This is a genomic window from Nocardia concava NBRC 100430 (genome assembly GCF_000308815.1).
GTDB classification, from domain to species: Bacteria; Actinomycetota; Actinomycetes; order Mycobacteriales; family Mycobacteriaceae; genus Nocardia; species Nocardia concava.
The window spans coordinates 1-21,295 of the sequence record NZ_BAFX01000107.1 but is presented as its reverse complement, the minus strand read 5'-3'; the positions used below and the strand labels follow the sequence as shown (position 1 = coordinate 21,295).

General features: G+C 66.8%; 18 protein-coding genes. 10 read left to right on the top strand and 8 right to left on the bottom strand.

Annotation, left to right across the window (positions count from 1 at the left end; all coding sequences use genetic code 11):
- Positions 1-44: 44 nt before the first annotated feature.
- The gene (locus ON43_RS25255) at positions 45-1,010 is read left to right on the top strand and encodes a DUF2332 domain-containing protein (RefSeq protein ID WP_040811352.1); all 966 of its coding nucleotides are present in this window, start codon (positions 45-47) and stop codon (positions 1,008-1,010) included.
- Between the two features lie 546 nt (positions 1,011-1,556).
- Here the strand turns inward: ON43_RS25255 and ON43_RS25250 are convergent.
- On the bottom strand, positions 1,557-3,032 hold the full coding sequence (locus ON43_RS25250) for an HNH endonuclease signature motif containing protein (protein ID WP_245568738.1): 1,476 nt from the start codon (positions 3,030-3,032) through the stop codon (positions 1,557-1,559).
- A gap of 86 nt (positions 3,033-3,118) precedes the next feature.
- Complete coding sequence (locus ON43_RS25245; protein WP_040811350.1) at positions 3,119-3,964, bottom strand: EamA family transporter; 846 nt, start codon at positions 3,962-3,964, stop codon at positions 3,119-3,121.
- A 502-nt stretch (positions 3,965-4,466) separates the two neighbouring features.
- On the opposite strand from ON43_RS25245, the gene ON43_RS25240 reads away from it, so the two are divergent.
- Positions 4,467-5,459, top strand: a complete 993-nt coding sequence (locus tag ON43_RS25240; protein ID WP_245568737.1) for an alpha/beta hydrolase — start codon at positions 4,467-4,469, stop codon at positions 5,457-5,459.
- A 35-nt stretch (positions 5,460-5,494) separates the two neighbouring features.
- Here the strand turns inward: ON43_RS25240 and ON43_RS25235 are convergent, their stop codons facing one another.
- Positions 5,495-5,737 (bottom strand): hypothetical protein, encoded by a 243-nt coding sequence (locus tag ON43_RS25235; protein WP_040811349.1) that lies wholly within the window; start codon positions 5,735-5,737, stop codon positions 5,495-5,497.
- Between the two features lie 290 nt (positions 5,738-6,027).
- Here ON43_RS25235 and ON43_RS25230 point away from each other — a divergent pair, with 290 nt between their 5' ends.
- Positions 6,028-7,239: a lipase family protein gene (locus ON43_RS25230; RefSeq protein WP_040811347.1), complete on the top strand. Its 1,212-nt coding sequence runs from the start codon at positions 6,028-6,030 to the stop codon at positions 7,237-7,239.
- 4 nt (positions 7,240-7,243) lie between these two features.
- Here ON43_RS25230 and ON43_RS25225 read toward each other — a convergent pair whose 3' ends face one another.
- Positions 7,244-8,518, bottom strand: coding sequence for a PucR family transcriptional regulator (locus ON43_RS25225; RefSeq protein WP_040811346.1), 1,275 nt, complete (start codon positions 8,516-8,518; stop codon positions 7,244-7,246).
- Positions 8,519-8,712: 194 nt separating this feature from the next.
- Between ON43_RS25225 and ON43_RS25220 the strand changes: the two genes are divergently transcribed.
- On the top strand, positions 8,713-9,375 hold the full coding sequence (locus tag ON43_RS25220; protein ID WP_083913706.1) for a DJ-1/PfpI family protein: 663 nt from the start codon (positions 8,713-8,715) through the stop codon (positions 9,373-9,375).
- A 3-nt stretch (positions 9,376-9,378) separates the two neighbouring features.
- On the opposite strand, the gene ON43_RS25215 is transcribed toward ON43_RS25220, so the two are convergent.
- Entirely contained in the window at positions 9,379-10,041 is a 663-nt protein-coding gene (locus ON43_RS25215; RefSeq protein ID WP_218003363.1) for a histidine phosphatase family protein, read from the bottom strand.
- 58 nt (positions 10,042-10,099) lie between these two features.
- Between ON43_RS25215 and ON43_RS25210 the strand changes: the two genes are divergently transcribed.
- Positions 10,100-11,362: an MFS transporter gene (locus ON43_RS25210; protein ID WP_051179168.1), complete on the top strand. Its 1,263-nt coding sequence runs from the start codon at positions 10,100-10,102 to the stop codon at positions 11,360-11,362.
- Here the strand turns inward: ON43_RS25210 and ON43_RS25205 are convergent.
- Together ON43_RS25205 and ON43_RS25200 are read right to left on the bottom strand one after the other, a co-directional pair.
- Positions 11,334-12,632: a sensor histidine kinase gene (locus tag ON43_RS25205; RefSeq protein WP_051179166.1), complete on the bottom strand. Its 1,299-nt coding sequence runs from the start codon at positions 12,630-12,632 to the stop codon at positions 11,334-11,336. The genes ON43_RS25210 and ON43_RS25205 overlap by 29 nt on opposite strands.
- The gene (locus ON43_RS25200) at positions 12,629-13,297 is read right to left on the bottom strand and encodes a response regulator transcription factor (protein WP_040811344.1); all 669 of its coding nucleotides are present in this window, start codon (positions 13,295-13,297) and stop codon (positions 12,629-12,631) included. Before ON43_RS25200 ends, ON43_RS25205 begins: the two co-directional genes overlap by 4 nt.
- Before the next feature lie 434 nt (positions 13,298-13,731).
- On the opposite strand from ON43_RS25200, the gene mgtE reads away from it, so the two are divergent.
- A complete protein-coding gene (gene mgtE, locus ON43_RS25195) occupies positions 13,732-15,141 on the top strand; it encodes a magnesium transporter (protein ID WP_083913705.1) in 1,410 nt (469 codons plus the stop codon).
- 244 nt (positions 15,142-15,385) lie between these two features.
- Complete coding sequence (gene nrdF, locus ON43_RS25190) at positions 15,386-16,348, top strand: class 1b ribonucleoside-diphosphate reductase subunit beta (RefSeq protein ID WP_040811342.1); 963 nt, start codon at positions 15,386-15,388, stop codon at positions 16,346-16,348.
- A gap of 197 nt (positions 16,349-16,545) precedes the next feature.
- Here nrdF and ON43_RS25185 read toward each other — a convergent pair whose 3' ends face one another.
- The gene (locus tag ON43_RS25185; protein ID WP_083913704.1) at positions 16,546-17,646 is read right to left on the bottom strand and encodes an ABC transporter substrate-binding protein; all 1,101 of its coding nucleotides are present in this window, start codon (positions 17,644-17,646) and stop codon (positions 16,546-16,548) included.
- A gap of 179 nt (positions 17,647-17,825) precedes the next feature.
- On the opposite strand from ON43_RS25185, the gene ctaD reads away from it, so the two are divergent.
- The 3 genes from ctaD to ON43_RS25170 all read left to right on the top strand — a co-directional run.
- Complete coding sequence (ctaD, locus tag ON43_RS25180) at positions 17,826-19,562, top strand: aa3-type cytochrome oxidase subunit I (protein WP_083913703.1); 1,737 nt, start codon at positions 17,826-17,828, stop codon at positions 19,560-19,562.
- 118 nt (positions 19,563-19,680) lie between these two features.
- Positions 19,681-20,910, top strand: coding sequence for a phosphoserine phosphatase SerB (gene serB / locus ON43_RS25175; RefSeq protein ID WP_040811339.1), 1,230 nt, complete (start codon positions 19,681-19,683; stop codon positions 20,908-20,910).
- 79 nt (positions 20,911-20,989) lie between these two features.
- Positions 20,990-21,295, top strand: a 306-nt coding sequence (locus ON43_RS25170; protein WP_040811337.1) for a protease inhibitor I42 family protein, incomplete at its 3' end; no start/stop codon positions are given.

Genomic DNA, 21,295 nt, shown 5'->3' with positions numbered 1-21,295 from the left:
TACCCGCCGCGGGCGCCCTTTCTCGTCGAGTGCCGGGAGCCGCCATGGAAACCGCCGACCGCTACCGCAACTTCGCCGAACGCGAGGTCCGGGGCTACTCACCGTGCTACGAAGCCTGGACACTCGGAATCGCCGAGGACACAGAACTTCTCACCCTGATCGACGCCCTCCCCGTCTACAAGCGCCAGCCCAACCTGATCCTCGGCGCGGCGCGTTTCCTCGGGGTGACGCCCGGTCCGTTCGAGGAGTTCAAGGACTTCCTGATCACCAACTGGGCCGAGGTGCAGGACGTCGCCATGACCCGCCGAACCCAAACCAACGAGGTCGGGCGAACCGCGGCCCTGCTCCCGCTGCTAGCGAAATACGGCCCGAACCCGGTGGCGCTCATCGAATTCGGCACCTCCGCCGGGTTGTGCCTCTACCCCGACCGCTACAGCTACCGCTACGACGAGGGCCCGATCCTCGACCCTCACGACGGCCGGTCGACCGTCGTCCTCGACTGCACCACCACCGGCAACCCACCCATCCCCACCGAACTCCCGAACGTCGTCTACCGCGCAGGCATCGACCTCAACCCCCTCGACGTATCCGACCCAGAGGACGTCCGCTGGCTCGAATCCCTGGTCTGGCCCGAACAGCGAAACCGCTTGGAGCGCCTGCACAATGCCGCCGAAATCGCCCGCAAGGACCCACCCCGCTTGCTCCGCGGCGACCTACTGACCGGCCTCCCCGCCTTCATTCTGGAAGCGCCCCCGGACATTCCGGTCATAGTCTTCGGTAGCGCTGTCCTGCTGTACCTTTCGCGCTCCGACCGCCAGGCCGTTCCCGAGATGATGCGTAGCCTCGGCTGTGACTGGATCACCAATGAGTCTCCGGGTGTAGTGGATTTCGGTGGGCTGGAGACTCCGCCCGGGGTAGCGGACGTCCATCTCGTGGTCGCGTCGAACGGTGTGCCGGTGGCCTTCGCGCGCCCGCATGGGCAGACCCTCGATTGGTTCGGGAAGAGATAGAAGAGCCAAAGACGAAGAGACAAAGAAGAAAAAGACAAAAGACGCCAGGAGGAGGGGTGGGGAGGGGGCTGGGTTGGGCACCTCGGTGGCGGGACCAGCCTCCTCGAGGCTCGGGCGCGCAGCGGCCCGGGGAAGAACACTCAAAGACGCCCGTCGCGTGTCCGATTCGCCCGGTTGCTGTCGTCGAGAGGCACATCCTGGAGGCGGGATTAGGGAGGAACCGGACAAAGGCCCTCCAGGATGTGCCGCTCGGCGAACAGGCGGGCGGGGAGGGACTGGGCGGGGAGCTTGGCACCCTGTGGAGTTGTCAATGAGCGTTGGTGCTGGGGGTTTTGGTTCTTGTTGTGTTGTTTCGAGTAGGTGATGCGTGCAGTCCGTGGGCTGGGATCGGCGGGTGGCGGCTCCCGGCCCGGCGTCAGCCCCGGTCCGGTAGGGCAGGCGAGGTGACCACGCTTCCCCGTGCTTTGCGCACGCCAGCGAGACACGAGCAGCCGGTTTCGGAAGCAGCCCACGGGGCCCCACCTGTTGGTGAGGCTGCCACGGGAATTAGGGACGTAACCCGCACCGGACCGCCGGGCGCTTCCGCGTCCGCTTGGGAATCCCGGTGAGGGAGGCGGCTTTCAACTCCCCGGCATGGTGACGGTCATTCACCTGCGGAGTCTGGGAGGGGTCGATCGAGGCAGGCGCGATCCAGCCGATGCGCCCGGCATGCTCGGATTCCGGTGGCATCACCACCGTCTTCCACTTGTCCGGGCCTTCCCCGATCAACGAGTGGCAGGAATCGCAAGCCAGAGTCAAGTTTTCGATGTCGGTAGGGCCGCCCTTGGCCCACTCGGTGACGTGATGGACCGCGCACAGGGTGGCGGGGGCGTCGCAGCCGGGGCGGGTGCAGCCGCGCTCGGCGGCGATGAGCGCGCGGCGCTGGTCGGCGTTGGCGAGACGGTGGGCCTTGGAGTGACCGAAATGCAAAGGGCGACCGGCGTGGTCGAAGATCGCCAGGAATGGGCGCGACTGCTCGGCGAGGCGCAGCGCCTCTTCCATCGGGACCGTGCCACCGGAGGCGGTGGTCGCGACACCGGCAGCGGCCTCCACTTCAGCGAGCGACATGGTGATGATCGTGGAGACGGGCAGGCCGCGGTGTTGGCCGAGGTTGGCCGGACCCATCTCCGGGCGCAGCAGCGCGATCAGCGCATCGTGCTGGCGCTGGGCGGTGGTGCGGGTGTCACGGCGGGCGGCGGCCTGCAAGACATCGGCACCGATTCCCTTGGCGCGCTGCGGGCTTTGCGGGTCGTCGGGGTTGCACATGCCGGGTTGGGCCAGGTCGGCGAAGACGGCATCCAGCAGCGCCCGCGCGGCCGGGGTCAGCTGGCCGGAGACATCGCTCATCCCGTCCACGCCCTGCTTACCGAGCACGAAGCCACGCCGGGCTTGGCGGTCGTCCTCGCTGACGAGGCGGCCGTCGGGGTCGAGGAACCCCAGGATGCGGTCCCCGAGCTTCGGGAGGTCGTCGGGGGTGGAGCGGGTGGCGAAGTGTGCCAACTCCATTTCCGCCTTGCCCACGAGTTCCGGGTGGGTCTTTCCGGGGATGCGGCCCATGATCTTCACGATCCGACGCGCGTGATCCGGCGACAGCAGACCCTGCTCCTGAGCGGCCGCGACCCACGCCAGGGTCGGCTCCAGCACCTGCCCGGTGACCTGGCGTTCGCCGAGGTATTCCGCAGCGTTCACGCGGGCACCGGCCTCGGCATGCCCCAAACGCAATACCTGCTCGAGGTACTTGCCGGTGCGCTTCTTCCACCCGGCCTTCTCCGGCAGATTGCGGTTCCGCACTTCCCCCACGATGCGGTGGTCGATGGCGGCCATGGCACGCTTGCGGGTCTCGTATTCCTGCATGAACTCGACGAATTCGTCATCGGAGAACCCACCGAACGAATTGGTGAGCAGGATGTCGGTGGCGGCGGCGAGCATTGCGATCGCGTCGGCGATCGTGCTGCTACCGGAAACACCTCCACCCGTGGTCATGCCTCCATTTTACTGCAGCGCAAACAGCCAGGGAACCCGAATTGTCCTGTATTGCAGACTATTTGAGAAGCATAATCACGAATTCGTCACGCGGGCAATCCGATTACGATTGTCCCGGTGAGAACACTGGCTATTCCACAAGCCCCCTGACGTGAAATCCGTTCGTTCAGAAGCAGTCTGCTCATCAATGCCCCGATGACGATGCTGGATTCGCGGACGCTGGCCACGACGGCGAGGGGCAGTTGGGTCATGGCGATCAGGGTCAGCCCGAATGCGCCGAGCATCGCGGTGCCACCTGCGGCGGTCAAGGGGAGCGCGCGGAGGGTGAGGGTGTTGGGAGTGCCTCGGGCGAGGTCGCGGGTTTTGAGGACCAGGCCGGAGCCGCCCATGACGGTGATCAAGTAGGCGATGGGGGAGGCGTGTTGGACTCCGACGCCGTCGAACATGGTGTAGCTGGCGACGCACATGCCGATTGTGAGGCCCCACAAAACCGAGCGGCGGCCGCCGGTGATGCCCGGGGCCGAGGGCTGGGCGCGGGAGAGGGCGATCATGAGGACGCCGGAGGTGATGAAGGCGACGCCCAGCCAGCGGGTCCAGCCGATGGTGGTGCCGAGGATGGCCGAGGCGGTGATGACCAGGACGGGGGAGCTGCCTCGGACGATGGGGTAGACCTCGCCGACCGGGGCCGTGGCATAAGCCTTTTCGAGCAGCGCGAAGTAGATGGTGCTGAAGCAGATCGAGGCGGCGGCGAAGGGGAGGGCGTAGAGCTCGAAATGCCAGGTGGCCACGGCGATCGGGAGGAAGAGGAGGCCGCCCGCGATGAGCATGTCGGCGGTGGAGGAGACCGGGCGGTCGCTGCGGCGGATCCAGCCGAGGGTGACATTCCAGCCGGCGTGCATGAAGACGGAGATCGCCAGGGCCAGATATCCCATCGACTGCACGCGCGCATCCTCTCGGTTGGTCTAGACCAAACTCTCGGACGCAAACCTAGTCGGTCCTCAACGTGCAGGTCAACGGGTTTGTCGCGAGAAAACGCTTGGTTGATGGCATGTTTCGGGGGATTGACGACCAGGGGAACGGGGTGGAGGCATCCGCTGCTGTGGTCAATCCCACGTGTAGATCGGCCGCGATTGTGAACTCTCCAGAAGGTGCTTCCGGATCTGCCGTGTGATGCCCGCCGCTGGTTACGCTCGTGATGGTTCCGAGATTGGATCGAAACACGGTATTGGACCGAAAAGAATGCGCGGTCAATTTCGGAATCGGAAACCGCACTGGGACACGCGTTTTGGAGGTGAGTCCGAGTCCTCGCCTGCCCCCGCACATCGAGGACTGTCTGCTCTTTTCGCACTGTTGAATGAAGACCACCCACCGAGCGGATTTCCTCGCAGCCGCTCGGTGGGTTCTTCGGATATGAAGCCCGCTTCAGGAGTTGCTTTGTCGGACAGCAGAATATGGCGTACGGCGGTGGTCGCGGCCGCACTGCTGATGGTCGCGAGCATGCCGGTGACCGCGACGGCGGACCGAAATGCCTTGCGCACGAGCGTTATCAATTCCGATCGGATCGGGCCGCGCTGGGAGCGGGTCGAGGTCGAGTCGGAGGCCATGGGCCGCACTGTCACCCTCGATGTGCTGCACGGCTCCGGCGACGGACCCCGCCCGACCCTCTACCTCCTCGACGGCGTCGATGCCGAAGGCGTCTCGGACTGGCTCACCAAGGGCCACGCCGCTGACTTCTTCGCCGACAAACCGGTCGATGTGGTCTTCCCCGCCGGCGCCACCGGCAGCATGTACACCGACTGGCAGCGCCCCGACGTCGCCCTGGGCTGGAACCGCTGGGAAACCTTCCTCACCGGCGAATTGCCCGGAGCCATCGAGCCGTATCTGCATTCGGACGGCCGCCGCGCCATCGCGGGCGTCTCCATGGGCGCGCAGGGCGCGATGATGCTGGCCCACCGCCACCCCGGCTTCTACCGTGCCGTGGCCGGATTGAGCGGCTGCTACTCCACCATCGACGGACCCGGCAGCGCGGTCACCGCGCTCACGGTGGCCTCGCGCGGCGGCAATGTCGTGAAGATGTGGGGACCGCTGGGCACCTTCGACTGGGTGACCCACGACAGCACGCTGGGCGCGGAAGCCTTGCGCGGCACCGTCATCTATCTCTCGGCCGCCACCGGCGTCCCCGGGATGCTCGACCTGGCCGAGGTGCTGAGAGCATCGGACACGATGGCCGCCCTGCAAACCGCGGGCGGCGGTGTGGCATTGGAGGCGGGTGCCCGGATCTGCACCGAGACCTTCGCGAAACGCCTGAGCGACTTGCGAATTCCCGCCACCGTGCATTACGAGCCGACCGGCATTCACGCCTGGGAGGATTTCTCCACGCAGCTGGGCCCGGCCTGGGATACCCTCGCGACCGCCTTCGGGCGGTGATGGAGCCGCCCGAATCGGTTGTGGTTCGGGCTATTTCAATGCCGGAAACCGTAACGCGGTAGTCGGCGCAGACCCGGCCGGATGCGTCCGTCGACTGTCACGGCCAGTCCGGCATGTACCGCCGCCACCGTGAAATCGGACGCCTCTCTCCAGGTGGCCGCGTATTCCATGGTGAGTTCGGCACCGTCCTCCGGCCCGCCGAGGTACACGGTGACTCGGTGGGTGAGCGCCTCCCCCACGCTGTCGAACAAGACCTTGCCTTCGGTGGTGCCGGTCATGTGCTACTCCTCAGTAGTATCTCTGTGACCGAACGTAACCGGAATATCCTGGCTGAGAAGGTGTTACGAATCGCGCTTGGATATGTCACAAGCGCCGACCGAGTTTAGTTGTTACTCAGTGGAACAGAAACGACTGTGCCCCAAATGTAATGTCCAAATACCTTGCCCCCGAATGAGATCCCCGCCCGTCTGCCACCGCTCACAATCGTCCCCGCGCGGCGATTGTGACTGTTCGGAAGGTTGGCGTGTCCCTCTCGACCACCCGCGCGGACCTTCCTACGCTGCCCGGCATGAGGATACGCGTGCCGATCGCGGTCATCGGCGCTCTGCTGTTCACGATCGCCTCCGGGCTCGTCGCATCGGGTTCCGCGGCCGCGCAACCCCTGCTTCCCACCCCGGATCCGGACCCCTTCTACGCCGCCCCCGCCGATCTCGCCGATCACCAGCCCGGTGACGTGCTGGCCGTGCGCGCCATGCCCGCGCTGGCCATCTTCCCCGACACCGAGATCACGCTGATCAAGTTCCGCTCCACCAGTTCCGAGGGCAAGCCGATCGCGGCCACCACCACCGTGCTGTCCCCGCGCAATCGCCGCCCGGATGCCCCGCTGCTGTCGCTGCAGCAGATCATCAACGGCCTGGGCGCGCAGTGCGCGGTGTCCCGGGTGCTCTACACCACCGACCCCAATCTCATGGTCCGTGAGGCCCCGGCCTGGAACATCCTGCTACAGCGCGGCTGGACCGTGGCCCTGCCCGACCATCTCGGCCCCCGATTCGCCTACGGCGCGGCCAAACTCGGCGGGCAGATCACCCTGGACGGGATTCGTGCGGCGCAGCACGTGTCCGCGTTGCAGGTCGAGCACAGCCCGGTCGCCATGACCGGTTATTCGGGCGGCGGCATGGCCACGGCCTGGGCCGCGGCGCTGGCCGCGTCGTACGCCCCCGACCTGCACATCGCGGGCGCGGCCATGGGCGGCGTCCCGATGAACCTGGTCTCCATGCTGGAAACCCTCGGCCTGAACCGGCATCCGGTCTTCGGCCTGGCCCTCGCGGCGGGCCTGGGCCTGGAACGCGAGTACCCCGACCGCTTTCCGCTCACCGACCAGCTCAACGACCGCGGCCTGGCGATTCGCGACAAGCTGCTCAACAGCTGCACCAATGACATCCTGACCGCGGGCGCGGGGCAGGGCGCACTCGATATCGCCAAGACGACGGTCATGACCGGCGATCAGACGGCCCGTTCGGTGGTCGAGGAGAACAGCCTCGAACTGTTCAAGGGCGTCCCGAACATGCCTGTCTTCGAATGGCATTCACCGATCGACGGCTTGATCCCGGTCGATGCGATCGTCGATACCATTCACCGCTACTGCGCGGCGGGCGCGCAGGTCTGGTCCGAGCAGGAACCGGTCCCCGACCATCTGACCGCCGCCGTCCTGGGTCTCCCGGCCGCACTCACCTGGCTCGACGCCCGCTTCCGCGGCGACCCCGCGCCCTCCAACTGCTGACGTGCTATCCGGCCTGATAGGTCCGCGCCACCAGCGCGGACCGCAGGTACCACAGCCCCGACGCCTGGGTCGGGTCGAAGCCGGTCAGCTGCCCGATTCGCTTGAGGCGGTAGTCGACGGTGTTGGTGTGCACGTGCAGCATTCGCGCGGTGCGCTGACGGTTGAGGTTGTTGCTGATGTGGGATTGCAGGGTTTCCAGCAGTTCCGCGTGCTCGTCGAGCGGGTCCAGCAGCGAGCCCAGGTGGTCGCGGCCGGGACCGGGTCTGGTCAGCTGGTATTCCAAAGCCAGTTCGTCGAATCGGAACAGTCCGCGCACCAGCCGTAGTCGGTGCACGATGTCCAGCAGTTCGTGCGCCTGATCGGCGGCGTCCGGAATCTGTTGCGGCGTAGCGGAAACCATGGTCGCCGTGATCGGCACCCGCGCGGCCCGCGACAGCTGTTCGACCAGCTCGTCGAGCTGCTCCTCGGCGAGCGCGGTCGCCGGGACCAGCAGCGTCCCGCCGTCCACGCTCAGCAGCGACAGCACCTTGTCGGTATACCGCGTGGCCAGCTCCGCCTGCACCCGCCGCAGCTTGCGCCGCGCCACCACCGCGCCGTCCACGGTGGGGGAGTGCTCCTCCGGATGATCCGGAATGGCCAGCGCCAGCACGTGATACGTCTCGGCGATCTCGATGCCGCACTCGCGCGCCATGGTCGAGGTGCTGTGCCCGCCCAGCAGCGCGGAGGTCAGAGTGTGCACGGCCGTGTGGTGTTCGCTCACCACCGACCGCAGTTCCCGCACGTACGCCATGGCCACCGCGGAGGTCATCCGGTCCAGCAGCTCCACGACCAGTTTCGCGCCGTCCATGATGTTGTCCATATCGGCGGCCGCGATCACCAGCGTCGCGTCGCCGTCGGCGGTCTCCTGGCGGAGGTGGCGCGACATGGCATTGGCCATCACCAGTTCGGAGCCGATCTTGAAGCCCTCGTGGATGGCGTGATGGATGGTGTCGATCGGAATGCCCTCGCGCGCCCATTGCGCGGCGGCCTCCTCCAGACGCTTGGTCTTCTCCGGAATATCTCGCCCGTCCAGCATGCCGACCGCCAGTTCCAGGCAGATCCGGGTGATGGCGGTGACGTCGCCGTGAATCGCGTCCCCGGGCAGCGTCCCGCACGGCGCGACCGTCTCGACGAAATGCCCGACCATGTGCCGCGCGAGCCCGCGCACATCCTTGAGCGGCGACGATATCGGACTGCCGGACACGGTGAGCCCAGCCCGGGCCGGAATCTCCACGGACATCCGTGCTCCCTTCGACCCCCGGGGTGGTGCCCCTTCCGGGACATGAAACGCTAACGCATGCCGCATATTCGAGCGGCCGGTTCGATTCCTCCTGTGAAGCACAGTAATGCCCTTCCGGCCGACTTGTGACTTCTCACATGTGCCAGGTGGACCCCGCATGACAAACGATCGCTGCCGGATGGAAGCATCGGGGCATGGCCGAAGCGACGCGCAGGATCGGGATTCTGTTGTTCGACGGCGTCGAGGAACTCGACTTCGCCGGGCCCTGGGAAGTGCTGGCGTTCTGGACGCGCATGGTGCCCGAGGACGGCTGGGAGGTGTTCACCTTCTCGCACACCGGTGCGATCGTGCGGTGTGCCAAGGGCTTGAAAGTGACACCGGACCACTCGTTCGAGACCGCGCCCGCCATGGATGTTCTTGTATTCCCCGGTGGACAGGGCACCCGGCCGATGGTGCACGACCGCGAGGTCCTGGATTGGGTTCGGACCCAACGCGATCGGGTGCCGCTGATCACCAGCGTGTGCACCGGCTCGCTGGTCCTGGCCGCCGCCGGGCTGCTGAAGGACCGCCCGGCCACCACCCACTGGCGCTCCCTCGACGTGCTCGCCGAACTCGACCCGACCATCCGGGTGCGCCCCGACGCCCGCTACGTCGACTCCGGCGACATCGTCACCTCCTCGGGCGTCTCCGCCGGAACCGACATGGCCCTGTACCTGGTCCAGCGCCTCGCCGGTGACGAGCGCGCCCGCTGGGTCCGCCGCGGCATCCAATACGACCCGGAACCGCCGCGCGGCACCGACTGGCCCGAGGGCGCGGAGTGGGCGTTGGGCTCGGTGGATCCGACGCGGCCGAAGTAGCGTCTAGTCCAGGTGCGAGGCGTCGTTGTACACGGTCAGCCGCATCGCATCGCCGGAGTCCATTCGCTCCCATCGGGTTATCGACGCATTGCGCACCTGCGCCGTGGTCTGCGCGCTCAACTGCGCCTCCGCCAGCTCCCCGAACAGATAGCGGGTCAACACAATCGCGATATCGTGCGTGAAAACCAGCACGTGCCCGTGCATTTCCCGCAGCACCGCCCGCAGCCGCAGCGCCACGTCCGGCCACGACTCCCCGCCCGGCGGCCGGTAGTAGAACCCGCCGAGCCTCCCCATCTCCCGATACTCCCGCGGATACCGCAGCATGATCCCGGACCTGGTGAGCCCGAACAGAATTCCGTTCTCCCGATCCCGCAGCCGCTCATCGAACCGCGGCGTCGGCGCATCCACCGCCTCGAGCGCGATCCGCGCGGTCTCCCGAGTCCGAACATACGGCGAGCACAGCACCAGATCGAACCCCGGCGCGATCTCGGCCAGCCGCTTCCCCACGGCAGCCGCCTGCCCGGCCCCCTTCTCCGTCAACGGCACATCGGCATCCCTTGTGCCGCTGATGAATTCCGCCGCCCCCGTATAAGGAGCGGCATTGGCCGTACTCTCCCCGTGCCGCACCATCGTCAACGATTCGAGCCCGGTCCCCACGACATCCACTCCTCTATGGTGATCACAACCATGGCTCGCTGTCCGGCGAAAGTGCTATGTGTGTCCGATGACCACATACGGTGACTCTCGCGACACGCGATCCACCCCCTCCCTGCGGCTGGACGAACAGCCGCTGGGCCCGGTGCATTACAAGCTGGTCGCCCTGGTGGGCATGGGATTGTTCTTCGACCTGTACGAATTGTTCCTGGCGGGCACCGTCACCGGCGTCCTCAAGCAGCAGCTGCACCTGTCGACCTATCAGCTCAGCGGGATTCTCGCCTCGGCGTTCGCGGGCCAGTTCCTGGGCGCGCTGGTGATCGGACGGCTCTCCGACGTCTTCGGCCGCCGCCGCATGTTCATGGTGAACATCGGCCTGTACGCGGGCTTCACCCTGCTGGGCGCGTTCAGCCCGAACGTCTGGTTCCTCATGGCGACCCGGGCGCTGGCGGGATTGGGCATCGGCGCGGAGATGACGGTGTCGGACACCTACCTCTCCGAGACCATGCCCGCGCGGGTGCGCGGCCGCATGATCGCCACCGCCTACACGATCGGCTTCCTGGCGGTCCCGTCCGTCGGCTTCCTGGCCCGCTGGCTGGTTCCATTGCACCCCTTCGGCATCGACGGCTGGCGCTGGCTGTTCGTGCTCGGCGGTCTCGGCGCGGGACTGGTGTTCGTGGCGCGCCGCCACATGCCGGAGTCGCCGCACTGGGAGGCGGGGCAGACCCGGGAGCGGGTGCCGTTCACCGAGATTCTGCGCAAGCCCTTCCGCGGCCGCACCGCGCTGTTCTCCGGGGTGATGATCCTGCAGGTGTTCGGCTACTACGGTTTCGGCACGCTGGCCGTTCTGGTGTTGCAGCACAAGGGATTCACCGTCGTGAACTCCCTCGGGTACCTCGCGATCACCTACCTCGGTTATCCGCTCGGCTCCCTGCTCGCCATTCCGCTGATCGAGCGCATCGAACGGAAATACCTGGTGATGGCCAGCGCCGCGTTGATGGCGGTCTTCGGCCTGGTCTTCGGTTTCGCCACCGCGGTGCCGCTGATCCTGTTGTCGGGCGGCCTGTTCACGCTGGCCAGCAATGTGTTCTCCGACGCGATTCACACCTATCTGCCGGAGTCGTTCCCGACCAGCGTGCGCGGTACGGCGTCGGGGGCGACCTACTCGCTGTCCAAGCTGTCCACGGCGATTCAGCCGTTCCTGCTGCTGCCGCTGCTGGACCACCGCGGTCCGGGCACGGTGTTCACCGTCATCACCGTCGCGCTGCTGGTGATGGTCGCGCTCATCGGCGTGTGGGGGCCGATCACCGGCCGGCGGGAACTCCTGTCGTGATGTCGGCGGGCGGGAGCCAGAGGGTGGCGATGGTGCCGCCGCCGGCCGCGGGTTCGATGGAGGCGTTGCCGCCGTGGGCCTCGGCGACCCAGGCGACCAGGGCCAGGCCGATGCCGTTGCGGCCGGTTCGGCCGGCGGCGCCGCGGTTGAAGGGGCTGGCGGACATGACCGGGTCGACGCCCGGGCCGTGGTCGCGGATGCTGACGCGGCCCTCGGCGACGTGCACCTCGACGGGGGCGGCACGGTTGACCGCGCCGTGGGTGAGGCCGTTTTCCAACATGTTCCGGATGGCGAGGCCGAGCAGCTGCGGGTCGCCGACCACGACGCTGGGGTGCGCGGTGACCACGATGCGCGGGTCTCCGGCTTCCTCGGCCACGGCCTCGGCGAGCTGATCCAGGCGCAGCATGGTGCGCTCGGGTTCGGCGATGCCGGACTGCATGCGCGCACGGGCGAGCAGCCCGGTCACCAAGCGCGCCATGCGATCCGCGAGGCGGCGGGCCTCGGCGAGGGTCTGCTGCACCTCGTCGGGCTTCGGCTTGGATTCGGTGAGCAGCTTCAAAGTGGTGAGCGGCGTACGCAATTCGTGCGCGGCGTCGCCCAGGAACTGCTCGTGCTCGTCGAGCAGCCGCAGTGCCTGGCGCTGGCTGCGGCTGGACAGCAGATAGGTCGCGGCCGCGGACAGCAGCACCAGCAGGCTGCCGCCGATCAGCAACTCCCACACCAGGTTCTGATGCTGCCCGGCGTCGGCCATGGCCTCGGTCCCGGCCAGGATGACGACGATATTGTCCCAGTCGTTCCAGAACACCGGGCTGCCCGCCACCGTGACCGCGCGGCCGGTGATATCGGTGCCGGTGTAGCGGTTGCCCTGATAGATCAGCCCGTCCGCGTGATCCTCGATCTGCGTTGCGAGCGTGGCGATCTGGGCGTCGTCGGGCATGAGCGAGCGCTGATAGGTGTGGGCCTGCTTCCACGGCTCACCCGGTTTGCGCACCGCCACCACGACCGCCACCGAGCCCTTGGCCAGGGGATCGTCGATGACCGTCGACAGGTCCAGCGACTGCTTCTCGTCGTGCTGGATGGCGCGCGCCAGTCCGTCCGACACCCGCTCGACCTGATCGTTGGCGCGGGTCTCGCGCGCGTGTGCGTCGATGGTGGCGGCCACGAAGCCGAAGATCAGCACGGCGGCCGCGGTGATCACGGTGACCAGCGCGGTCATGACCCAGCTGGCCCGCCGCAGCCGGGCCACGGCGGGGGAGCGATGCGCGCTCACGAGATCCCGCCGGCGATCAGGAATCCGGTCCCGCGCACGGTCTCGATCACATTCGGCTCCCCGAGCTTGCGCCGCAGCTTGGCGACCACCGCGTCCACCACATTCGAAGCGGGCTCGGCCATTTCGTCCCAGCAGCATTCGATGAGATCGGTGCGGGTGACCACGCTGCCGCGCCGGGTGGCCATGAGTTCCAGGACCGCGAACTCCTTCGGGGTGAGCATGAGCATGACCCCGCCGCGGGTGACCCGGCGGCGCATGAGGTCGATATCGATGTCCGCCACCACGATTCGCGAGGCGGTGGGCTGTTCGCGGCGGCGGCACAGCGCGCGCACCCGCATCACCAGCTCCGGCAGGGCGAAGGGCTTGGTGAGGTAATCGTCTGCGCCGGACTCGAATCCGGCCAGCCGGTCGTCGAGGCCGTCGCGGCCGGTGAGCATGAGCGCGGGCACCGTGTGCCCGGCACTGCGGGCGCCGGAGACCAGGTCCAGGCCGTCGCCGTCGGGCAGGCCGCGGTCCACCACCAGGCAGTCGTAACGATTGATGGCGATCTTGAAATCCGCGTCGGCGATGCTCTGGGCGTGGTCGACGGCGAACCCGGCCGAGCGCAACCCATCGGTTACCTCACGGCAGAGCTGGTGATCGTCCTCTAACACCAAAACACGCACAGAGGCAGAGACTAGGGCATTCCGGACGACTGCCCAACGGCTGTGGCGTGCGGCTGAGCCGAAAATGATCGAAAAATGATTCGGCGGCAAACTGTCCCGTTGACCGAGCCTGATCGACCTTCTCACGGATCAGACCGTCCAGTCGAGTGCATTCGCGCAGGTGTCACCCACACGCCACCGGTTAGTACCGGTTAGTACCGGCCAGCTAGAGCGCGTTTAGGGCAGCCTATGTATGCTGTATGAGGTTGTTCTGTCGACGGCGGCTTTCGGAGGGGGTGAGGTCCATGCGTGGTGAACCTCCCAGTCGAAGGCCGCGTGGCATCGCCCTTTTGTTCCGTCGATAGATCTTTTCGTGGCGGCGGTGGAGCGATGCCCGCGGTGTGATCCTGTGCATCCATCCGCCTTCTCACTCGCCATCCGGCCGAGGTCCCGCCATGACGCAGACAGATCTGCCCCCTGTTGCTCCTGTACTCGACGTGCCCTGCGCCGAAGGGAATTCGCTGCGCGACATCGCCCACGGTGATTCGCTGCGCGACATCGTCGACTGCCATCACCTGACCCCCACCATGCGGTGGCTCGACGACCACGCACCCCACGTCATCGCCGATGAGCTGGCCCGCATGGACTCCGTCACCGCGGTCATGGCCTTCCGGCTGCTCGACAAGGACCGCGCGCTGGACGTGTTCGAGGAACTCGAACCCGTCGACCAGCAGCGCATTTTGAGCGGACTGCGCGATCACAGCTTCCGGGAACTGGTCGAGGAGATGGATCCCGACGACCGCGCGCGCATGCTGCGCGAGGCTCCGGCCAAGGTCGCCAAGAAGGTGTTGGCCGGGCTCAGCCCACACGAGCGGCGCATGACCGCCACCCTGCTCGGCTATCCCGAGGGGTCGGTCGGTTTCTATATGACGCCGGAAGTCGTTGCGCTGCCGCGGAATCTGCCCGTCGCCCAGGCGCTGCAGACGGTGCGCGCCAAGGGCTCGAACGCCGAGACCGTCTACACGCTGCCGGTCGTCGACGCGGGCCGCCGCCTCATCGGCGTGGTCGAGCTGCGCGATCTCGTGCTCTCCTCGCCCGACACCATGATCGCGGAACTGGTTGCGGCCGAACCGGTCTCGGTGCGCGCCACCGATTCGGCGGAGAAGGCGGCGCGACTCATGCAGGGCGCCAACCTGATCAACCTGCCGGTGGTGGACAGCGAGGACCGACTGGTCGGGCTGCTCACCATCGACGACGCGGTCGAGGTCATCGAGGCCGCCGACTCCGAGGATATGGCGCGCCAGGCCGGTACCGCCCCCTGGCAGGGGCACTACATGGCCGCGGGCGTGTTCCAGCTGGCGCGCTACCGCGCGCTGTGGCTGCTGCTCCTGCTGGTCGCGGCGACGCTGACGGTCACGGTCACCAACTTCTTCGAGCCCACCCTGGAACAGGCCGCGCATCTGGCGCTGTTCATTCCGCTGCTCATCGGCTCCGGCGGCAATGTGGGCGCCCAGGCCGCGACCACCTGCGTGCGCGCGCTCGCGGTCGGCGAGGTGCGGGTCTCGGATCTGTTCAAGGTGATCTGGCGCGAATGCCGGGTCGGCCTGCTGCTCGGCTGCATGCTGGCCGTGGTCGGCATGGTGATCGGCTCGCTGTTCGTCGGCGCGAAAATCGCTGTGGTGGTGGGTGTCGCGCTCATCATCATCTGCGGGTGGGCGGCGACCATCGGCGGCACCATGCCGCTGATGGCGAAGAAGCTGCGCATCGATCCGGCGGTCATCTCCGCGCCCATGGTGACCACGCTGGTCGACGCGACCGGTCTGATCATCTACTTCACCACCGCGAAGCTCGTCCTCGGCATCTGATCGGCAAATCGGGGTGTGCGCGACACGCGTGCACCCCGGCTCGCTGTGACGGATCCCATCGCTGTAATTTTCAGCAGTCGGCGGCGTGCTTGCCCACATCCCTTCCGCGTTGTCCCAGGACAACGCGAAGACACGTGAAGACACAACTTCTTGTGCTGCACAAGGATGTCACCTACCAGTAGTAGTGTTCAGGGCAATGAGACTCCGCAGGGTCCGGTGAGCTGAGAAGGGTGTGTGAACGGGCGTGAAGCTGATCGATCGAGTAACCGCGATCAACTGGAACCGTGTGCAGGACGAGAAGGACTCGGAGGTCTGGGATCGGCTCACCGGCAACTTCTGGTTGCCGGAAAAGGTGCCGGTCTCCAATGACATCCCGTCCTGGAACACGTTGACCGCCAATGAGAAGCAACTCACGATGCGGGTCTTCACCGGTCTCACCCTGCTGGACACCATCCAGGGCACGGTCGGCGCGGTCAGCCTGATCCCGGACGCGATCACCCCGCACGAGGAGGCGGTGCTCACCAATATCGCCTTCATGGAGTCGGTGCACGCCAAGAGCTACAGCTCGATCTTCTCGACCCTGTGCTCCACCCGTGAGATCGACGAGGCCTTCCGCTGGTCCGAGGAGAACCGGAACCTGCAGCGCAAGGCCGAGATCGTGCTCGAGTACTACAACGGCGACGACCCGCTCAAGCGCAAGGTCGCCTCCACCCTGCTCGAGTCGTTCCTCTTCTACTCCGGCTTCTACCTGCCCATGCACTGGTCCTCGCGGGCCAAGCTCACCAACACCGCCGACATGATCCGCCTGATCATTCGCGACGAGGCCGTGCACGGCTACTACATCGGCTACAAGTACCAGAAGGGCCTCGAGCGCCTCTCCGAAGCCGAACGCGACGAGCTCAAGTCCTACACCTTCGAGCTCCTCTTCGAGCTCTACGAGAACGAGGTCGAATACACCCAGGACCTCTACGACGAGGTGGGCCTCACCGAGGACGTCAAGAAGTTCCTCCGCTACAACGCCAACAAGGCCCTGATGAACCTCGGCTACGAGGGCCTGTTCCCCAAGGACGAGTGCGACGTGAACCCCGCCATCCTCTCGGCCCTTTCCCCCAACGCAGACGAGAACCACGACTTCTTCTCCGGCTCCGGCTCCAGCTACGTCATCGGCAAGGCCGTCAACACCGAAGACGAAGACTGGGAGTTCTGAGCTCCCCCGCCTCTCCGGGCCTTCAGCGGACGGCTCGGGTGCCGTAAACATTCGTGCACCCGTGCCGGCGGTCGAATGCCGAAACTATTTTGGACGTACCCGGTGAGTTACCCCGACCGTTGCGAAATCAGTTGCTGCGGTTGACATACGGCCCCGAGCGAATCTCGCTCGGGGCCGTATGTTTCCGGGGATCATTGTCAATCGCCGACGTAGCCGTTGAGGTTGAGGCGCATGTCGTCGAGGAGGGCTCGGGCGGCGGTGATGCCGCTGCCGTGCCAGATGGCGTCTTCGACGGCGAATTCGCGGCGGTCGGTGACCGCGCCGAGCTTTTTCCAGTCGTCGCTGTTCATGACGGACTTGCCGTACTTCAGGCCGTCGGGGCCGTCGAACATGAGGAAGATGAGGTCGCCCTCGATCTTGTTGCGGTCGTTCTGAGTCGACAGGCTGGTCACCGCGAAGGAGTCGCCGCGTTGGGGCTGGGGGCGTTGGACGCCCGCGTCGCCGAGGACCTGGGCGGCGAAGGTGTTGCCGCCCTGGACCTGAATGCTGTTGGGGTCGAAGCGGATTACCGACGCCTGGGTGAGGGAGGAGTTGGCGGCGATGCCCGCGTCCTTGGCGGCGGTGCGGTAGTCGTCGAGCGCCTTGGCGCCCGCGGTCTTGCGGTCCATGGCCTCGGCGAAGCCGGAGAAGGTGGCCTGCCAGCCGTTCTCGTCGCCGACCAGGACGGTGGGGGCGATGGCCTTCAACGCGTCGTAGCGGTTGCCGTCGGCGGCGGGGCCGATGATCAGATCCGGTTTCAGCTCCGCGATTTTCGCGGGATCCGGATTCTCGTTCAGGCCGACCGCGGGAATGGTGACCACGCCGGTGCCGAGGTACCCGGGCTGCGGGACCGGTCCGGCGAGGGTGGTCGCGCCGACCACGCGCTCCCACAGGCCCAGCGCGCAGGTGGCGTCCAGCGCGGCGGTGGACAGCACCACGATGCGCTTGGGATCGGCGGGGACCTCGGAGGTGCCGGCGGCGTGGTTGACAGTCTTTGTGCCGGAAGCCGAATCCGGGTTGCTCGGCAGCGGGCAGGCCTTGGAGGTGTCGCGCTCGATGCCGACGACGCCCGCGCCCGCGATATTGGTGGTCGTGCGGATGATGTTCGCCGAGTTGTCATCGGTCTTGGCGCACCCCGCGGCTAGGCCCACCGTGAGCAGCGTCGCGGCCGAGACCAATCCCACACTGCGCAAATGACGCAAAGGGGAAAAGGTGGAGGCGAACGTGTTTCGGGTGGAAGCGGACTCGCGCACCGGCATGCGGGGCAGCCTACAGCCGTGCCCGGCGACTCCCAATTACGACACAGAGTAGGACCCGTGGCGAGCGCCGTCGGAACACGGTTTACGATCTGTCACAGCGCAAGCCAACCGTCGTTCGTCATAAGCCGAACCGGACGCCGGAAGCAGCGTACGAACGATGGCATACCTGTGGAGGTTTCGTGACAGCCGTAGAACCGCGGCCGGCCAGCCTTGTGGAGGCGGCTCGGCCCTATCCGCAAAGGACGGGTCCGAAGGGTTCGTTCATCTACAAGATGGTCACCACGACGGACCCGAAGGTTCTCGGCGTCATGTACCTGGTGACCGCGATGTCCTTCTTCCTCGTGGGCGGCATCATGGCGCTGCTCATGCGCGCCGAGCTGGCTCGCCCGGGTATGCAGTTCCTCTCGCCCGAGCAGTTCAACCAGCTGTTCACCATGCACGGCACGATCATGCTGCTGTTCTACGCGACCGCGATCGTGTTCGGCTTCGCCAACATCATCCTGCCGCTGCAGATCGGCGCCCCTGACGTCGCCTTCCCGCGTCTGAACGCGTTCAGCTACTGGCTGTACCTGTTCGGCGGCACCATGGCGACCGCGGGCTTCATCACCCCCGGCGGCGCGGCCGACTTCGGCTGGACCGCCTACACCCCGCTCTCGGACATCGTGCACTCGCCGGGTGTCGGCGCCGACCTGTGGATCCTGGGTCTGGCCGTCTCCGGTCTGGGCACCATCCTCGGTGGCGTCAACATGCTCACCACCGTGGTCTGCCTGCGCTGCCCGGGTATGACCATGTTCCGGATGCCGATCTTCACCTGGAACATCGCCGTCACCTCGGTGCTGGTGCTGCTGGCCTTCCCGCTGCTGACCGCGGCGCTGTTCGGCCTGGCCTACGACCGCCACCTCGGCGGCCACATCTACGACCCGGCCAATGGCGGTGTCCTGCTCTACCAGCACCTGTTCTGGTACTTCGGCCACCCCGAGGTGTACATCATCGCGCTGCCGTTCTTCGGCATCGTCTCGGAGATCTTCCCGGTCTTCAGCCGCAAGCCGATCTTCGGTTACACCACCCTGGTCTACGCGACGCTCGGCATCGCGGCCCTCTCGATCGCGGTGTGGGCGCACCACATGTACGCGACCGGCGCCGTTCTGCTGCCGTACTTCTCGTTCATGACCTTCCTCATCGCGGTCCCGACCGGTGTGAAGTTCTTCAACTGGATCGGCACCATGTGGCGCGGTCAGCTCACCTTCGAGACGCCGATGCTCTGGTCGGTCGGCTTCCTGGTGACCTTCCTCTTCGGTGGTCTGTCGGGCGTCATCCTGGCCGCCCCGCCGATCGACTTCCACGTGTCCGACACCTACTTCGTGGTGGCGCACTTCCACTACGTGCTCTTCGGCACCATCGTGTTCGCCACCTTCGCGGGCATCTACTTCTGGTTCCCGAAGATGACCGGCCGCATGATGGACGAGCGTCTGGGCAAGTGGCACTTCTGGGCCACCTTCGTCGGCTTCCACACCACGTTCCTGGTGCAGCACTGGCTGGGCAACATGGGTATGCCGCGTCGGTACGCCGACTACCTGCCGAGCGACGGCTTCACCACCCTGAACACCATCTCCACGATCGGTGCCTTCATCCTGGGTTCGTCGATGCTGCCGTTCATCTGGAACGTCTTCAAGTCCTACCGCTACGGCGAGGTCGTGACCGTCGACGATCCGTGGGGCTACGGCAACTCGCTGGAATGGGCCACCTCGTGCCCGCCGCCGCGGCACAACTTCTACGAGCTGCCCCGCATCCGTTCGGAGCGTCCGGCGTTCGAGCTGCACTACCCGCACATGGTCGAGCGCATGCGCGCCGAGGCCCATGTGGGCTGGGGCTCCAAGTCCCACCACGTGGCCGAGCTGGAGAAGGTTTCCGGCTAGTACGCGTGATCTACCTGGCAATGGCGGCCGTCGAAAGACGGCCGCCATTGTCGTTCTGACAGAATGAGCAGCGCATCGCAGGCATGGACGATGCGTTTCGCGAGATGGGAGTTATCGATTGAGTTCGTCTGACACGACGGTTCTGGTCACGGTTACCGGGCCCGACAAGCCGGGCGTCACGTCGGTACTTCTCGCCGCGCTGGCCAATAACGCGGTCAGCCTGCTGGACGTGGAACAGGTCGTCATCCGGGGACGGCTCACCCTCGGCGTGCTGGTGTCGTGTCCCAGCGATCCCGAGGCGCTGCAAGATCAGCTCGAGGACGCCATGGCCTCCATCGGTATGGAGGTCGACGTGGCGATCGGCGCGAGCGCGGTCTCGGGCGCGAAGCTCTCGACCCACGCGGTCGTGGTGCTCGGTTCGCCGGTCACCGCACGCGCCTTCAGCGCCATCGCGCGCAAGCTTGCCGCGCAGCGGGTGAACATCGACTCCATTCGCGGCATCGCGGACTACCCGGTGACCGGCCTCGAGCTCATGGTCACCGTGCCGTCGGGCGACGCCGAGGTCGAAACCGAACTGCGCACCGCTCTGTCCGCCGTCGCGGCCAAGGAGAGCGTGGACGTGGCGGTCGAGCGCGCGGGTCTCGCGCGACGTTCCAAGCGGCTCATCGTGTTCGACGTGGACTCCACCCTCATCCAGGGCGAGGTCATCGAGATGCTGGCCGCGCACGCCGGTGTCGAGGACGAGGTCCGCAAGGTCACCGAGGCCGCCATGCGCGGGGAGCTCGACTTCTCCGAATCGCTGCGCCAGCGCGTGGCCACCCTCGCGGGGCTGGACGCCTCGGTCATCGACGAGGTCGCCGAGCGCATCGAACTCACCCCCGGCGCACGCACCACCATTCGCACCCTGCGCCGCCTGGGTTTCCGCTGCGGCGTCGTCTCCGGCGGTTTCCGCCAGGTCATCGAACCCCTGGCCCACGAGCTGGAACTGGACTTCGTGCAGGCCAACACCCTCGAGATCCGCGACGGCAAGCTGACCGGCGCGGTCGTGGGCGAGATCGTGGACCGGGCCGCGAAAGCCGTTGCGCTGCGCCGCTTCGCGGCCGAGACCGGCGTGGCCATGGAGCAGACCGTCGCGGTCGGTGACGGCGCGAACGATATCGACATGCTCAATGCGGCCGGGCTCGGCATCGCCTTCAACGCCAAGCCGGCGCTGCGCGAGGTCGCCGATGCCGCACTCTCGCATCCGTTCCTGGACGCGGTGCTGTTCATCCTGGGCGTTACCCGCGACGAGGTCGAGGCGGCCGACGCCCGCGACGGCGGCATCCGTCGCGTGCCGTTGCCCTCGTAGCGGACCCGCCGTCGGTAGCGTGGTCGGCACGTCGTTCCCCGACGAGGGGACGGTCCGGCCACGATCCGAAGGAGTATCCGTGCGCGTGCGTCTGCCGCTGATGGTGTTGCTGGCCGGGCTGGCGGTGACCGCCTGCGGCCACTCCAATCCGAATGAGGCGCAACCGGTATCGGCCACCAGCGTCGCGGTCACCACCGCGGTGCAGGCCACCTCCGGCGCGCATCCGGCCCTGGCCGTCGGCGCGGACTCCGACGGCAAGGACCTCATGCTGGCCGGCGGGCAGGGCCTGATCGTCACCCTCGAGGCCAACCCGACCACCGGATACGCCTGGGTGGTGGGCAGTCTGGACCAGACCATCGTGAAGCAGAACGGGTCACCCGAGTAC

Coding starts and splice junctions, on each gene's coding strand:
- ON43_RS25255 (WP_040811352.1), top strand. CDS start 45: ATGGAAACCGCCGACCGCTACCGCAACTTCGCCGAACGCGAGGTCCGG.
- ON43_RS25250 (WP_245568738.1), bottom strand. CDS start 3,032: ATGACCACGGGTGGAGGTGTTTCCGGTAGCAGCACGATCGCCGACGCG.
- ON43_RS25245 (WP_040811350.1), bottom strand. CDS start 3,964: ATGGGATATCTGGCCCTGGCGATCTCCGTCTTCATGCACGCCGGCTGG.
- ON43_RS25235 (WP_040811349.1), bottom strand. CDS start 5,737: ATGACCGGCACCACCGAAGGCAAGGTCTTGTTCGACAGCGTGGGGGAG.
- ON43_RS25230 (WP_040811347.1), top strand. CDS start 6,028: ATGAGGATACGCGTGCCGATCGCGGTCATCGGCGCTCTGCTGTTCACG.
- ON43_RS25225 (WP_040811346.1), bottom strand. CDS start 8,518: ATGTCCGTGGAGATTCCGGCCCGGGCTGGGCTCACCGTGTCCGGCAGT.
- ON43_RS25220 (WP_083913706.1), top strand. CDS start 8,713: ATGGCCGAAGCGACGCGCAGGATCGGGATTCTGTTGTTCGACGGCGTC.
- ON43_RS25210 (WP_051179168.1), top strand. CDS start 10,100: ATGACCACATACGGTGACTCTCGCGACACGCGATCCACCCCCTCCCTG.
- mgtE (WP_083913705.1), top strand. CDS start 13,732: ATGACGCAGACAGATCTGCCCCCTGTTGCTCCTGTACTCGACGTGCCC.
- ON43_RS25185 (WP_083913704.1), bottom strand. CDS start 17,646: ATGCCGGTGCGCGAGTCCGCTTCCACCCGAAACACGTTCGCCTCCACC.